The 14,396-nt window shown below is 70.2% G+C and carries 12 protein-coding genes; 11 read left to right on the top strand and 1 reads right to left on the bottom strand.

Features of this window, described 5'->3' with window-relative positions; all coding sequences use genetic code 11:
• Positions 1-223: 223 nt before the first annotated feature.
• The 5 genes from C6Y14_RS15095 to C6Y14_RS15075 all read left to right on the top strand — a co-directional run bounded on the left by C6Y14_RS15095 (position 224) and on the right by C6Y14_RS15075 (position 5,618).
• Positions 224-1,537, top strand: coding sequence for an ABC transporter substrate-binding protein (locus C6Y14_RS15095; RefSeq protein WP_107017170.1), 1,314 nt, complete (start codon positions 224-226; stop codon positions 1,535-1,537).
• 130 nt (positions 1,538-1,667) lie between these two features.
• Positions 1,668-2,657, top strand: coding sequence for a carbohydrate ABC transporter permease (locus tag C6Y14_RS15090; RefSeq protein ID WP_107017169.1), 990 nt, complete (start codon positions 1,668-1,670; stop codon positions 2,655-2,657).
• Between the two features lie 13 nt (positions 2,658-2,670).
• Positions 2,671-3,615 (top strand): carbohydrate ABC transporter permease, encoded by a 945-nt coding sequence (locus tag C6Y14_RS15085; RefSeq protein ID WP_107017168.1) that lies wholly within the window; start codon positions 2,671-2,673, stop codon positions 3,613-3,615.
• A gap of 90 nt (positions 3,616-3,705) precedes the next feature.
• Positions 3,706-5,160 (top strand): GH1 family beta-glucosidase, encoded by a 1,455-nt coding sequence (locus C6Y14_RS15080; RefSeq protein WP_107017167.1) that lies wholly within the window; start codon positions 3,706-3,708, stop codon positions 5,158-5,160.
• 212 nt (positions 5,161-5,372) lie between these two features.
• On the top strand, positions 5,373-5,618 hold the full coding sequence (locus C6Y14_RS15075) for a DUF5133 domain-containing protein (RefSeq protein WP_107017166.1): 246 nt from the start codon (positions 5,373-5,375) through the stop codon (positions 5,616-5,618).
• 474 nt (positions 5,619-6,092) lie between these two features.
• On the opposite strand, the gene C6Y14_RS15070 is transcribed toward C6Y14_RS15075, so the two are convergent.
• Positions 6,093-7,010 carry a LysR family transcriptional regulator gene (locus tag C6Y14_RS15070; RefSeq protein ID WP_107017165.1) on the bottom strand — a complete coding sequence of 306 codons (918 nt, stop codon included), beginning with the start codon at positions 7,008-7,010 and terminating at the stop codon, positions 6,093-6,095.
• An 89-nt stretch (positions 7,011-7,099) separates the two neighbouring features.
• Between C6Y14_RS15070 and hisD the strand changes: the two genes are divergently transcribed.
• The 6 genes from hisD to C6Y14_RS15040 all read left to right on the top strand — a co-directional run bounded on the left by hisD (position 7,100) and on the right by C6Y14_RS15040 (position 14,394).
• Positions 7,100-8,419, top strand: coding sequence for a histidinol dehydrogenase (gene hisD, locus C6Y14_RS15065; protein ID WP_107017164.1), 1,320 nt, complete (start codon positions 7,100-7,102; stop codon positions 8,417-8,419).
• A gap of 108 nt (positions 8,420-8,527) precedes the next feature.
• Positions 8,528-9,937 carry an ABC transporter substrate-binding protein gene (locus tag C6Y14_RS15060; RefSeq protein ID WP_107017163.1) on the top strand — a complete coding sequence of 470 codons (1,410 nt, stop codon included), beginning with the start codon at positions 8,528-8,530 and terminating at the stop codon, positions 9,935-9,937.
• Positions 9,934-10,941, top strand: coding sequence for a carbohydrate ABC transporter permease (locus tag C6Y14_RS15055; RefSeq protein ID WP_225891089.1), 1,008 nt, complete (start codon positions 9,934-9,936; stop codon positions 10,939-10,941). Before C6Y14_RS15060 ends, C6Y14_RS15055 begins: the two co-directional genes overlap by 4 nt.
• Positions 10,938-11,738, top strand: coding sequence for a carbohydrate ABC transporter permease (locus tag C6Y14_RS15050; protein WP_107017162.1), 801 nt, complete (start codon positions 10,938-10,940; stop codon positions 11,736-11,738). Before C6Y14_RS15055 ends, C6Y14_RS15050 begins: the two co-directional genes overlap by 4 nt.
• Complete coding sequence (locus C6Y14_RS15045; RefSeq protein WP_107017161.1) at positions 11,735-12,640, top strand: nitrilase-related carbon-nitrogen hydrolase; 906 nt, start codon at positions 11,735-11,737, stop codon at positions 12,638-12,640. Before C6Y14_RS15050 ends, C6Y14_RS15045 begins: the two co-directional genes overlap by 4 nt.
• Positions 12,637-14,394, top strand: coding sequence for a glycoside hydrolase family 13 protein (locus C6Y14_RS15040; RefSeq protein ID WP_107017160.1), 1,758 nt, complete (start codon positions 12,637-12,639; stop codon positions 14,392-14,394). The genes C6Y14_RS15045 and C6Y14_RS15040 overlap by 4 nt, the downstream gene beginning before the upstream one ends.
• Positions 14,395-14,396 lie beyond the last annotated feature (2 nt).

Genomic DNA, 14,396 nt, shown 5'->3' with positions numbered 1-14,396 from the left:
CGCGGAGCGTCCGAAGGGTCCGGACGCGGCTGCGCGACATCTTCCGGCAACGAAGTGGTTTCAACTTCTTGACAGGACCCTGTGACGGCGGCCACGCTCTGGGCCACCGAGTGGGCACGTTCCCATCGTCGTTTGGGAACGTACCCACCGGACAAATCGGGCCTGCGGAGCGGACCGCGGGGCTCGAACTCCGGTGCGTCAGCGCCGCCGCTAGGAGGACGAAATGGGCAAGGTCCGAAAGAAGTTGCGTACACGAGCCGTGGCCGCCGTATCGGTTGTGTCGGCTCTCGGCCTGGTCGTGGGCTGCGGAGGCAGTGACAGCGGTGGGACGGGTGGGGGGAAGGAGGACGGCAAGACGACCATCACCATGGGCCTGTTCGGCGTGATGGGCTTCAAGGAGACCGGTCTGCTCGACAAGTACATGAAGGAGCACCCGGATGTCGTCATCAAGGCGGACGTCGCGGGCGACGAGCAGACGTACTACACCGCGCTGCAGACCCACTTGGCGGCCGGCAGCGGGCTGAAGGACATCCAGGGCATAGAGATCGGCAGGGCCAAGGAGCTGTCCGACACGCAGAAGGACAAGTTCGTCGACCTGGCCGGGGCGGCCGGGACGGACCACTTCCTGCCGTGGAAGCAGAGCCAGGTGACCACCTCGGACAAGAAGGTCATCGGCCTGGGGACCGACATCGGCCCGATGGCCGTCTGTTACCGCAAGGACCTGTTCGAGCAGGCCGGGCTGCCCACCGACCGCGAGGAGGTCGCCAAGCTGTGGGAGGGCGACTGGTCGAAGTACGTCGCGGCGGGCAAGAAGTTCAAGGCCGACTCCAAGGACGACAAGGTCGCCTTCATGGACAGCTCCAGCGGGCTGTTCAACGCGATGATCTACGGCAACTCGCAGCAGTTCTACGACAAGCAGGGCAAGCTCATCTACGAGACGAACCCCGTCGTGAAGGACGCGTGGAAGCTGGCCTCCGAGGCGGCCACCTCCGATCTGACCGCCAAGCTCCGCCAGTTCCAGCCCGGCTGGGACCCCGGCCTGGCCAACAGCACCTTCGCCTCCACCGTCTGCCCGGCCTGGATGCTCGCGCACATCAGTGAGAAGGCCGGACCCAAGAACAAGGGCAAGTGGGACGTGGCCAAGGCACCCCAGGGCGCCAACTGGGGCGGCTCCTTCCTCGGGGTGATGGAGAAGAGCCCGGTCAAGAAGGAGGCGCAGGACCTCGTGGCCTGGCTGACCGCTCCCGAGCAGCAGGCCTACCTGTTCAAGGAGATCGGCAACTTCCCGTCGTCGCAGACGGCGCTGGAGATGCCCGAAGTGGTCGACGCCAAGTCCGACTACTTCGCCGGCGCGCCCATCGGGCAGATCTTCGGTGCAGCGGCCAAGGAGATCCCCGACGAGCAGGTGCTCGGCCGCAAGGACGGCACGATCAAGGACATCTTCTCGCAGGGTCTGACCTTGATCGAGGCGCAGGGCAAGAGCCCGAACGAGGCGTGGAAGACGACGGACAAGCGCATCGAGAAGGCCGCGGGCTGACCTCAGGGCCGCCGCTGACCGCTCCACTGCCCGCTTCCGCAGCCGCCCGGCGTCCCACGGCACAGCCCGTGTGGGCCGCCGGGCCCCTGCCCGCCCCCCCCAGCTCACCCTCCAGGAAGGACGCCTTCCGGTGGCCATCTCCACCTCGACACCCCCAGACGGTGCGCCCGGCACCGCCGCGCCGGACGGGACCGGTGCCGGCGCCGAACGCCGCAGCACGCTGCTCCACCGCCTCGACGTGCGCGGCGCCCCGTACGCCTTCGTCGCCCCGTTCTTCATCGTCTTCGCGGCCTTCAGCTTCTACCCGCTCGTCTACACCTCGTGGATCTCGCTGCACCGCGTCGAACTGTCGACCCTGAACGTCATGGAATGGGTCGGCTTCGACAACTACACGGCCCTGTGGGAAGACGACCGCTTCTGGAACGCGCTGCTCAACACGTTCACCATCGGTGTCCTGTCGACCGTGCCGCAGCTGCTGATGGCGCTCGGTCTCGCGCACCTGCTCAACTACCAGTTGCGGGGCTCGACGTTCTTCCGCGTCGCCGCCCTCACCCCGTACGCCACCTCGGTGGGCGCCGCGGCCCTCGTGTTCACGATGCTCTTCGAACGCGACTTCGGCATGATCAACTGGATGCTGAGCCTGGTCGGCATCGACAACATCGACTTCGAGAACAACAAGTGGGCCGCGCAGACGGCCATCTCGACGATCGTCATCTGGCGCTGGACCGGCTACAACGCCCTGCTCTACCTCGCGGCGATGCAGGCGATCCCGCGTGACCGCTACGAGGCCGCGGCCATCGACGGCGCCTCGCGCTGGCAGCAGTTCCTCAAGGTCACCGTCCCCGGGATCCGCTCCACCATCGTGTTCACCATCGTGCTGTCCACCATCGGCGCCACCCAGCTCTTCGGTGAGCCCCTGATCTTCGGCCAGGGCCCGAACGGCATCACCGGGGGAGCGGACAACCAGTACCAGACGCTGGGTCTGCTCCTGTACGAGGAGGGCTGGAAGAACTACCAGATGGGCCGGGCCGCCACGGTCGCCTGGGCGATGTTCCTGCTGCTCATCGTCCTCTTCGTCGTCCAACGACTCGTCAAGCGCGTCCTGGCGCGCAGGGCCTGACCGGGAGATCCCCATGACCACAGACAGCATCCCGGTCGAGACGGCGGACGCGCGCCCCGGGACCGTACAGAAGAAGACACGGAAGAACGCCCCGCCCGGCGGCCGGAACCGGCAGCTGTTCCGGCACCCGGGTGCCGGACGCCAGCACCACGCGGGCCCCGTCGCCTACATCCTGCTGGGGATCGCGGCGCTCTTCTCCCTCTTCCCGCTCTACTGGACGATGGTGGCGGCCTCGACCGACAACACACGGGTCACCCAGACGCCCCCGCCGTTCCTGCCGGGCCCCCACCTGCTGGAGAACCTGGGCAAGGCCTGGCAGGACGCCGCGCTGGGCAAGGCCATGCTCAACAGCCTGATCGTGGCCGGTGTGATCGCCCTGTCCACGGTGCTGTTCGCCACCCTCGCCGGGTTCGCCTTCGCCAAACTCCGCTTCAAGGGCCGCAACATCCTGCTGATGCTCGTGATCGGCACGATGATGGTGCCGCCCCAACTCGGTGTCGTCCCGCTGTTCATGATGATGACCGAGCTGGGCTGGGGCCAGCAGCTGCCCGCGGTCATCTTCCCCACGCTCGTCAGCGCCGTCGGCGTGTTCTTCATGCGGCAGTACCTCAGCGAGGCGCTGCCCGACGAACTAGTCGAGGCCGGCCGGGTGGACGGCGCGCACTCCCTGCGCATCTTCTGGAGCATCGTGCTGCCGATCGCCCGGGCTCCCATGGCCGTCCTGTTCATGATCACGTTCGTGCACGCCTGGAACGACTTCTTCTGGCCCTTCATCGTGCTCGACATGTCGAATCCGACGGTGCCCGTCGCCCTCACCCAGCTCAGCGCGGGATACGTGCGCGACCAGTCGCTGATCATGGCGGGCGCCCTCCTCGGCACGCTGCCCCTGCTCGCCATGTTCATCGTCTTCGGCCGTCAGATCGTCGGCGGCATCATGCAGGGCGCGGTCAAGGGATGACCGACCCGCAGTTCCCCTGGTGCCGGGGTCCTCCGGCGCCCGCGCCCCCGCTTCGCCCCTCCCGTCCCGCAGCACTCTGGAAGGACTCACGTGACCACCGTTACCCGACGTGTCGCGCCCACCCCGGAACACTCCACCGCCGTCCGGTTCCCGCAGAACTTCACCTGGGGCACGGCGACCGCCGCCTACCAGATCGAGGGCGCCGCCACCGTGGACGGCCGCACCCCCTCGATCTGGGACACCTACTCGCACACACCCGGCAGGGTGCGCAACGGCGACACCGGTGACGTGGCCACCGACCACTACCACCGCTGGCGCGAGGACGTCGAGATCATGGCCGACCTCGGCGTGAGCGCCTACCGGTTCTCCCTGTCGTGGTCGCGGGTGCAGCCGACCGGCCGCGGCCCGGCCGTCCAGAAGGGACTCGACTTCTACCGCGCCCTGACCGACGCCCTGCTGGAGAAGGGCATCGAACCGGTCGTCACCCTCTACCACTGGGACCTGCCGCAGGAGCTGGAGGACGCGGGCGGCTGGCCCGAGCGCGTCACCGCCGACCGGTTCGCCGACTACGCGACGCTCGCGGCCCGTGCGCTGGGAGACCGGGTGAAGACCTGGACCACCCTCAACGAGCCCTGGTGCAGCGCCTTCCTCGGCTACGGCTCCGGTGTGCACGCCCCCGGCCGCACCGACCCGGTGGCCGCCCTGCGCGCGGCGCACCACCTCAACCTCGCCCACGGCAAGGCCGTACAGGCACTGCGCGCCGAACTGCCGTCCTACGCGCGGGCCTCCATCACGCTCAACATCCACCACGTCCGGGCGCTGACCGAGGCCGCCGAGGACGTGGACGCGGCCCGCCGGATCGACGCGCTGGCCAACCGTGTCTTCACCGGCCCGCAGCTGGAGGGCCGTTACCCGCAGGACCTCCTCCAGGACACGGCGAGCCTCACCGACTGGTCCTTCGTGCAGGACGGCGACCTCGCCGCGATCCACCAGCCGCTGGACTTCCTGGGCGTCAACTACTACACGCCCACCGTCGTCTCCGCCGCCACGGGTGAGGCCAGCCACGGCTCCGACGGACACGGGCAGAGTGAGCACAGCCCTTGGCCGGGGGCCGAGGTCGCCTTCCACCGTCCGGAGGGCAGCACCACCGCGATGGGCTGGGCGGTCGACCCCAGCGGCCTGTACGACCTGCTGCTGCGGCTGAAGGCGGACTTCCCCGCCATGCCCCTGATGATCACCGAGAACGGGGCGGCGTTCGACGACTACGTGAACCCGGAGGGCGAGGTGGTCGACCCCGAGCGCATCGCCTACCTGCGCGGCCATCTGGCCGCGGTGCACCGGGCGATCAAGGACGGCGTCGACGTGCGGGGCTACTTCCTGTGGTCCCTGCTGGACAACTTCGAGTGGGGCTACGGCTACAGCAAGCGCTTCGGTGCCGTCTACGTCGACTATCCGACCGGCCGGCGCATCCCGAAGGCCAGCGCGCGGTGGTACGCCGATGTGACCCGCACGGGCATCCTGCCGGACGGAGGGGGCGAGCACTGAGACGGCTCGCCACCGTACGGGAGCCGCGCCCGCGGACCCGTGCGGTGGAAGTGGGAGATGAGCAGGTATGGACCCACCGCGACGGGGCACCAGGGGTGTACACGACACCGCTCGGTGTCGCCCAGTGACAACGACGCCACTGATGGAGTCCGGATTCTCGCGGTGGCGTCTGCCCACATGCGAGCTGTGCTGTGTGTGGGAGAGGAATCACCATGATGGTGCCGGCGGAGAAGGAACTGCGTACGGTCCTGGCCCAGTTCGCCGAGGTGCGGATCGAGCACGACGTGCGCCCCACCGGCCGCACCAGCCGTGCTCTGGAGGACGTCACCTACACGCTGTGCGTCATGACCGCCTCGCGCACCGCCGAGGAGGCGCTGCGTACGGCCGACCTGCTGATCGAGCAGTACCGCGCGACCCGGGAGGGCGTCGCGCAGGAGGACGAGACGCTGGCGGCGTAGAACCGTGGCGGCGGCAGCGCGAGGCCGAAGCCCGCTGGTGTGCCGTGCCGACGCGGGGGCACAGCGGCTCCCCATCCGTAGGTGTCCCCGCGCCGGTTGTCCTCCCCTGCCGGAGCGAGCGGGAATCGCTCCGGGACGAGGGAGGACGATGTGCCGGGGCCCCGGTGTCCGCTGCGAGGATCTGAGGGCCCCGGCCGTCTCGCGGCCGTTCTGCCTGTTCCTTTGAGCGGCCCGGGGTCCGGGAGCCGAGCGGCGCGGTGACCCTGCGGGCCGTCAGCACGGGTACCTGCCACTGCTCACACCGTAGAGGGGCGCGGGTGCCCGGCGCGGCGGCGCACGGCGGGCGGACCGGGGCAGCGGACAGCGCACCGACGCACAGGCCGGTACGGGACACCTTCTGCCCCAGGGGCCCGGTCCGTGTTCGGGCCGATCTCCGGGCCGATGTCGAAGTCGGGGTCCAGGCTGATGTCCAGGTCAGTGTTCGAGCAGCATCCGGCGGGCCAGCCGGGCCAGCTCCCGGGTCGCGGGTGACAGGACGGCACCCTGGCGCCGGACGACGGCGATGGTGTCGTACAGCGGGTCGGCGAAACCGACGGTGTGCAGGTTCTCCGGGAATGTACGGCTGCCCGCGACCGCCCGGGACACGATGGTGTCGCCCGCGCCCCGGGCGACCAGGTGCAGCGCGGAGTCGACCTGCTCGACCTCGACCACCGGCGACAGCGTGATGCCCTCCACCTGAGCACGTTCGGCCAGCTGGCGCCGCGTGGGGTCCCGCCAGCCGTAGTGGGCGTCGTACAGGATCAGCGGCGCCTCGGCGAGGTCCGTCATGGTCACGGGCCGGGCGGTGCGCTCCGGGTCCGCCGAGGCGTAGACGACCTCGTCGCGCATGAGGGGCGTGATGTCGAGGCCCTCGGCGTCGATGGGGAGGACGACCAGACCGGCCTCCAGATCCCCGGCGGTGACGGCCTCGGCGACCTCCACCGAGTTCAGGCCCACGATCCGCAGCCGTACCCGGGGATGCCGGGCGTGGAACGTTTCGAGCAGGTCGGACAGCAGGTAGTAGTCGGCGTTGCGCAGCAGGCCGAAGGTGGCCACCCCGCCGTCGAGCGAGGTGAGGGAGCGCAGTGCCCGGTCGGCGCCCTCGGCCGCCTCCGCCGCCTGCTCGGCGTAGGGGAGCAGTTCCTCGCCCGCCGCGGTCAGGACGAGCCGGCGCGCCCCTCGGGTGAACAGCGGCACCCGGTAGTGCTCCTCCATGCGTTTGATCAGCTCCGAGACCGAGGGCTGGGTCGTGCGCAGCTCCGCCGCGGCGGCGGAGAACGTGCCCAGCCGGGTGGCGGCCAGGAAGGCGCGCAGCTGGTTGAGCGTGATCGCCGGAGTGGACGAAGGAGGCATGCCGACCACTCTGCCATAGGGGCGCCCTATGGGGTGGCGAGGACAATTCGAGGTTGTCCCGGGGCAAACCGTCCTTCAGGCTCAGCAGTATGAAATTGAGCTCCCGCTTCACCGCTGGCTTCTCCGACCGCTACACCCTGCTGAAGGCTCCCGCGGTCGACGCTCCGCCCGCCCAGCGCGACCCCGAGGTGATCGAGACGGTCAGCCGCATGCTGTCCGACATCGAGCGCGATGGGCTCGACGCCGTCCGCCGTTACGCACGCACCCTCGACGGTCAGTCCGACGGCGCGATCGAGCTGGACGCGAAGGAGACAGCGCGCAGCGGCGACCGGCTGCCGAAGGACCTGCGGGCGGCGATCGAGCTCGGCGCCGAGCGCACCCAGCGCTTCGCCATCCTGCAGCGCGACCACCTGGCGGACTTCGAGGAGGAGATCGCCCCCGGCCTGGTGGTCGGCCAGCGGTACGTGCCGGTCTCCGCCGTCGGGGCCTACCTTCCCGCGGGCCGCTTCCCGCTCACCGCCAGCGCCTTCATGACGGTCGGCGTGGCCAAGGTCGCGGGCGTACCCACGGTGATCGGCTGCACCCCGCCCCAGCCGGACGGACGCGCCAACGACGCCGTCACCTACGCCGCCCACCTCTCCGGCATCGACCACCTCTTCGTCATCGGCGGGGTCCAGGCACTCGCGGCCATGGCCTTCGGGCTGCTGGGCCGGGCGCCCGTCGACATGCTCGTCGGCGCCGGCAACGCCTATGTCGCCGAAGCCAAGCGGCAGTTGTTCGGCACGGTCGCCATCGACCTTCTCGCGGGGCCCTCCGAGGTGGCCGTCATCGCCGACGGGACGGCCGACGCGGAAGCCGTCGCGGCGGACCTGCTCGGCCAGGCCGAGCACGGCCCCAACTCACCGGCCGCCCTGGTCACCACCTCCGAGCGGCTCGGCCGTGACGTGATCGCCGCCGTCGAGCGCCAGCTGCCGACCCTGTCCACCCAGGACATCTGCGGACCCGCCTGGCACGACTTCGGCTCCGTGATCCTCGTGAGCAACAAGGAGGACGCGGTCGCGGTCATGGACGAACTCGCCCCGGAGCACCTGGAGGTGCACACGGCCGACGACGACTGGTACCACGACACCCTGCGCAACTACGGCTCCCTGTTCCTCGGCCACTGGAGCACGGTCGCGTACTCGGACAAGGGCATGGCCGGTACGAACCACACCCTGCCGACCGCCGGCGGCGCCAAGCACAGCGCCGGTCTGTCCGTCTCCCGCTACCTCAAGCCCCTCACGTACCAGCGCATCAGCCGTGCGGCCACGCCGTCGCTCGCCGAGGCGGTGGAGGTCATCTCCGCCAGCGAGGGCATGACCGCCCACCAGGCCACGGCCACCCTCCGCCTGCGCTCCTACGCCGGCTGACCCCTCCCGCACAGGTCCGTACAGACCGAAGAAGACGCATACAAACCAATAGAACCCAATACAAGCAATTACAGACCACTACAGGCCCACACAGGAACGGTGCACCGGATGAAATCCGTACGTCGTGAGGTACGCCGTCGCGTACTCCGTGAGAGAGCGGGCGGGAGAGCGGGCGGGAGAGCGGGCGCGCCCCGTCGTGCCTGGGGTACCGCCGGGGCCGTCGCGCTGGCCGCGGTCCTAGCCTGCGCCGGGTGCAGTGCGCCCGGCGCGGGCAAGTCCGCCACCGCCGGGACGCAGTCCTTCATCACCGAGCCGGTGACCACCGAGCAGGTCGCCGCCCTCGGTGACGTCACCCTGCGGATGTGGGCGGACCAGGCGGAGAAGCCGCTGATGAAGTCGGTCGTCCCGGCCTTCGAGAAGAAGTACCCGAACGTCACCGTCGACATCACCTACAAGAGCTTCGACGACCTCATCGCCACCGTCGTCAACGCCGCCTCCGGCAGCACCCCGCCCGACCTGTTCCAGGGCAACATCGGGTACGCGGTCGACGGCGCCCTCGTCAAGGCCAAGCTCGTACGCCCCCTCGACGACGTGGCCGCCACCTACGGCTGGCTCACCGGCACCGGCGCGAGCACCCTGGCACCGGCCCGCTGGAACAGCGCGGGCACCGCCTTCGGCGACGGGAACCTCTACGGGATGTCCCCGATCAGCGAGGTCCAGGGCATCTACTACAACAAGGCCCTGCTGAAATCCCTGGACCTGGAACCGCCGCGGTCCCTGAGCGACCTGGAGAAGGACCTGCCGGTCGTGAAGGCGGCGGGCAAGCAGCCCGTCATGCTGGGCAACAGCGACCAGTACGCCGCCACCCACATCTTCTCCGACCTCGCCGTCACCGAGCAGAGCCCCGCCTCCATCAGCGACTGGATCGGCGGCAAGGCGGGCACCACCTTCGCCACCGACGGCAACGAGAAGGCGGCCGACACCATGGCCGACTGGGCGAAGAAGGGCTACTTCGGCTCCGGCTACGACGGCCTCAGCAACGAGGACGCCATCGCCCGGTTCGCCAAGGGCTCGGGCGCGTTCTTCGTCGGCGGCTCCTGGAACGGCGCCAAGCTCGACCCCGAGAAGTTCGGCTTCGGCGCCCTCACCACAGGCGGCGCCGGAGCCACCGCCTCGCCGTGGCACATCGCCGCCTCCTCCAAGGCCACCCCCGCCGCCGTCGCCTTCCTCGCGGCCCTCCACACCCCCGAGGCCGGTCAGGAGATCCTCGACACCGGCCGCCTGCCCGTCGTCACCGACGGCGTGAAGGGCGCGAACAGTCTGCAGAGCCAGACCCTCGACGTGCTCAAGCGCACCATCGCCGCGGGCACCCAGGTCGGCTACTACGACTGGAGCGCCACCGACATGCTCTCCGTCATGGGCGGCAAGCTCCAGGAGGTCATGGCGGGCCGCACGAGCAGCGCCGCCTTCACCAAGGCGGTCCAGGACTCCTGGCAGAAGGCGAGGAAGTCCGAGTGAGCACCGTCGCCCCCGCGCGGGAACGCGACACCGCGCCCACACCGGCCGGCATACGCCGATTCAGCCGGCCGCGCCGCCACCTGACCTCCCTCTCCTGGTCGTCGCTGCTGTACGTGGCACCGGCCCTGGCGTTCTTCGCCGTCTTCGTGCTGTACCCCATCGGCATCTCGGTCTGGTACTCGTTCTACGCGTACGACGGCCTCACCGAGGGCACGCCGGTCGGCCTCGACAACTACACGGCCGTCTTCACCGACCCGGACCTGCGCGCGGCCCTGCTGCACTCCCTGGTCCTGCTGTTCTTCTACGCCGCCCTGCCGGTGGCCGTGGGCCTGCTGCTCGCCGGAGCCATGTCCCGTATCCGCGTGTACGGCCTGACGCTGTTCCGTGCGGTGCTGTTCGTGCCGCAGATCCTCTCCAGCGTCGTGGTGGCCGTCGCCTGGCGGAACCTCCTCGCCGAGGACGGCCCGGTCAACGCGGTGCTGCGGGCCGTGGGCCTCGGCCGCTTCACGACGAGCTGGCTCGGGAACTTCGACACCGCGCTGCCCTCGATCGGAGTGGTCGGCACCTGGGTCGAGTACGGCCTGTGCATGGTGCTCTTCCTCAGCGGCATCGTGGCCATCGACCGCTCGACCTACGAGGCGGCCCGCCTCGACGGCGCCGGAGCGGTGCGGGAGTTCTTCTCCATCACCCTGCCCGCCCTGCGCCCCCAGATCTCGATCGCGCTGATCCTCACGGTGACCTTCGCCCTGCGCAACTTCGACCTCATCTGGAACACCACCCGCGGCGGACCCGGCACCTCCACCACCGTGCCGAGCCTGTACGTCTACCAGGACGCGTTCCAGAACCGCATGCTCGGCCGGGCCTCCGCCCTGGCCATCGTCCTCACCGTGGTCATCCTCGCCGTCGTGGTCGCCGTACAGCTCCTCCTGCGGGAACGCGACGGCACGGGCCGCGGCCCCCTGCGACGCGCTACCGCCCGGCCGGCCAGGAAGGTACAGCCATGAGGATCGCCCGTACCGAGAGCGTCACCACGCACGCGCTGCTCGTCCTCGCGGCCGTCGTCGCCGTCTTCCCGCTGGTGTCGATCGTCGTCTCCTCGTTCGACGGCTCCTCCGGCGGACTGTCCCTGTCCAGCTACTCGACGGCCTGGACCCAGGGCCGCTTCGGCTCCGCCCTCCTGTCGAGCGCGCTGGTGTCCGTCACCGTCGTGGTCGTCACCGTGATCCTCGCGAGCCTGGCGGGTTACGCGCTGGCCACCATGCGCGTCCCCGGCGGCAAGGTCATCCTGGGCCTGCTCCTGCTCGGACTCGTCCTCCCGTACGAGGTCACCGTGCTGCCGCTCTACGAACTGCTCGCGGGCTGGAACCTCATCGACACCTACTGGGCGCTGATCCTTCCGCAGATCGCCCTGTCGGTCCCGCTCGGGGTGCTCTGGATGCGTACGTTCTTCGCCTCGGTCCCGCAGGAACTGCTCGAAGCGGCGCGCATCGACGGCACCAGCCGGTTCCAGACCCTGCGGCTGGTCGTGCTGCCCATCGCCGGACCCGCCCTCACCACCCTCGGCACCGTGCTCTTCCTGTTCACCTGGAACGAGTTCCTGCTGGCCCTCATCCTGGTCCCCGACAACGCGGCGGTGCAGACCGTTCCGCTGGCGCTGTCCTTCTTCTCCGGGGCCGCCCGCTCCAGCGACCCCGCGGTCACCGCCGCGGCCGCCGTCCTCGTGGCCCTTCCGGTGCTGCTGGCGTACACGGTCCTGCAACGGCGCCTGATCTCCGGCCTCACGGAAGGAGCGGTGAAATGACCGCCGGCCGTTCATCCGCCGCCGCGAAGACCGGGGTGACCCGTGTCGTGTGCGAGCAACTGGCGCCACGCGTCGGCGATCTGACCCACAACAAGGCGCTGGCCCTGGACGCCGTCCGACGCGCCCTCGCGGACGGGGCCGACATCGTCGTCCTGCCCGAACTGGTCACCTCCGGCTATGTCTTCGAGACCGCCGAGGAGGCCAGGACCACCGCGATCACCGTCGAGGACCCCTTCTTCGCCGACCTGAGCGCGGTGCTCGCCGGTACGCGGAGTGTCGTCGTGCTGGGCTTCTGCCAGCGCGCGGACGACACCGGCGACACGGGCGACACGGACGACGCGCTGTACAACAGCGCCGCCGTGGTCGACGCGAGCGGTGTGCGGGCCGTCTACCGCAAGACCCACCTGTGGGACCGGGAGACCTTGTTCTTCACCCCCGGTGACCGGACCCCTCCGGTGGTCGACACGGCCCACGGCCGTATCGGTGTCCTGATCTGCTACGACCTCGAATTCGCGGAGATGCCCCGGCGGCTCGCCCTCGCCGGCGCGGACCTGATAGCCGTTCCGACCAACTGGCCGCTGGTCGAGCATCCGGCGGGCCAGTATCCGGCGGAGATCATCCAGGCCCAGTCCGCCGCACGCGCCAACGGTGTCTTCATCGCGTGCGCGGACCGCAGCGGCGTCGAGCGCGGACAGCAATGGACACAGGGGACGGCGGTCATCGACCAGTTCGGCTGGCTCACGACGGCCCCACCCACCGCGACCTCCGAAACAGCCTCGGAGCAACGGGCCGCGGCCGACCTCTTCCTCCATCTGTCCCGCGACAAGGCCATCTCCCCGCACAACGACCTGCTCGGCGACCGCCGGCCCGACATCTACACACAGGAGACCCCGCTGCTATGACCACAGCAGACTCCACCCCCGCAGCCGTAGCCGCACAGGCCGGTCCGCCGTCCGGGGCGGCCGACGACGACTGGTGGCGGACCGCCGTCATCTACCAGATCTACCCGCGCTCGTTCGCCGACGGCGACGGTGACGGCACCGGCGACCTGCCCGGTATCACCGGCCGGCTCGACCACCTGGCGGACCTCGGCGTCGACGCCCTGTGGCTGTCCCCCTTCTATCCCTCGCCGCAGCGCGACGGCGGCTACGACGTGGCCGACTACCGCGCGGTGGACCCGCGCTACGGCACGCTCGCCGACTTCGACGAACTCCTGGCACGCGCACACGAGTTGAGCATCCGCGTCATCGTCGACCTCGTGCCCAACCACTGCTCCTCGGAGCACGTCGCGTTCCGTGCCGCGCTGGCCGCCGCCCCCGGCAGCGACGAGCGGGCCCTGTTCCACTTCCGCGACGGCCGCGGACCGGACGGCTCCCTGCCGCCCAACGACTGGACGTCGATGTTCGAGGGGCCCGCCTGGACCAGGGTGACCGAGGCCGACAGCCGCCCCGGGCAGTGGTACCTGCACCTGTTCGACCCCTCCCAGCCCGACTGGAACTGGGACAACCCCGCCGTCCGGGACGACTTCGAGCGGACGCTCCGCTTCTGGCTCGACCGTGACGTCGACGGCTTCCGCGTCGACGTGTGCGACGCCCTCGTCAAGGCCCCGGGGCTGCCCGACTGGCCCCGGCCGACCCACGGGGTGATCGAGCCCGTCGACGGCGTGATGCCTCCCATGTGGGACCAGGAGGGCATCCACGAGATCTTCCGGAGCTGGCGCCGGCTGCTGGACACCTACGACGGCCGGCGCATCCTGTGCGCCGAGGCATGGCTGCCGCCGGAGCGTGCCGCGCGGATCATCCGCGCCGACGAGATGCACCAGGCCTTCAACTTCCGCTTCCTGGAGACGCCCTGGCAGGCAACCCCGCTGCGGAACGTCGTCGCCGAGTCGCTGGCGGCCAACGACGGCGTCGGCGCGCCGACCACCTGGGTGCTGTCCAACCACGACGTGATGCGGCACGCGAGCCGCTTCGGGTACGACGGACACGTCGAGCTGGAACACGGCGTGGGCGCCGACGACCCGCAGCCCGACCGGCCGCTGGGACTGCGCCGGGCACGAGCGGCCACCGCGCTGATGCTGGCCCTGCCCGGGTCCGCCTATCTGTACCAGGGGGAGGAACTGGGCCTGCCCGAGGCGACAGCCCTGCCCGACGCGGCCCGCCAGGACCCCGTGTGGGAACGGTCCGGACACCGCATCCGAGGACGCGACGGCTGCCGCGTGCCCCTGCCGTGGACCGAGGCGGACCCCGCCTTCGGGTTCGGCACCGCCGCCGACGTCGACACCTGGCTTCCCCAGCCGTCCGACTACGGCTCGTACGCCGTGGCCGCGCAGCGGGGCCGTCCGGGGTCGACGCTGGAGCTGTACCGCACCCTGCTGGACCTGCGCCGCCGGTACCGGCTGGGGGAGGGGACCCTCAAGTGGGTGACCTCTCCCGACGCCGGCGTGCACCCCGGCGACAACATCCCGCACCCCGGCAACGACGACGTCCTGCACCTCGCCAACGGTTCTGTCGAAGTCGTCGCCAACCTCGGCGCGCAGCCCGTCCCGCTGCCTCCCGGAGCGCATGTCCTGGCCGCGTCCGAGCCGGTGACGGCCGACGTGCCTCCGGACGCCACGGTCTGGTTCACCACGGGGGAGGCCAACACCGCGCGGTAGCA

Source organism: Streptomyces dioscori, from assembly GCF_003024195.1.
Lineage (GTDB): Bacteria > Actinomycetota > Actinomycetes > Streptomycetales > Streptomycetaceae > Streptomyces > Streptomyces dioscori.
Note: the sequence above shows the minus strand (reverse complement) of the source record. Positions and strands in the feature narration are given on the sequence as shown.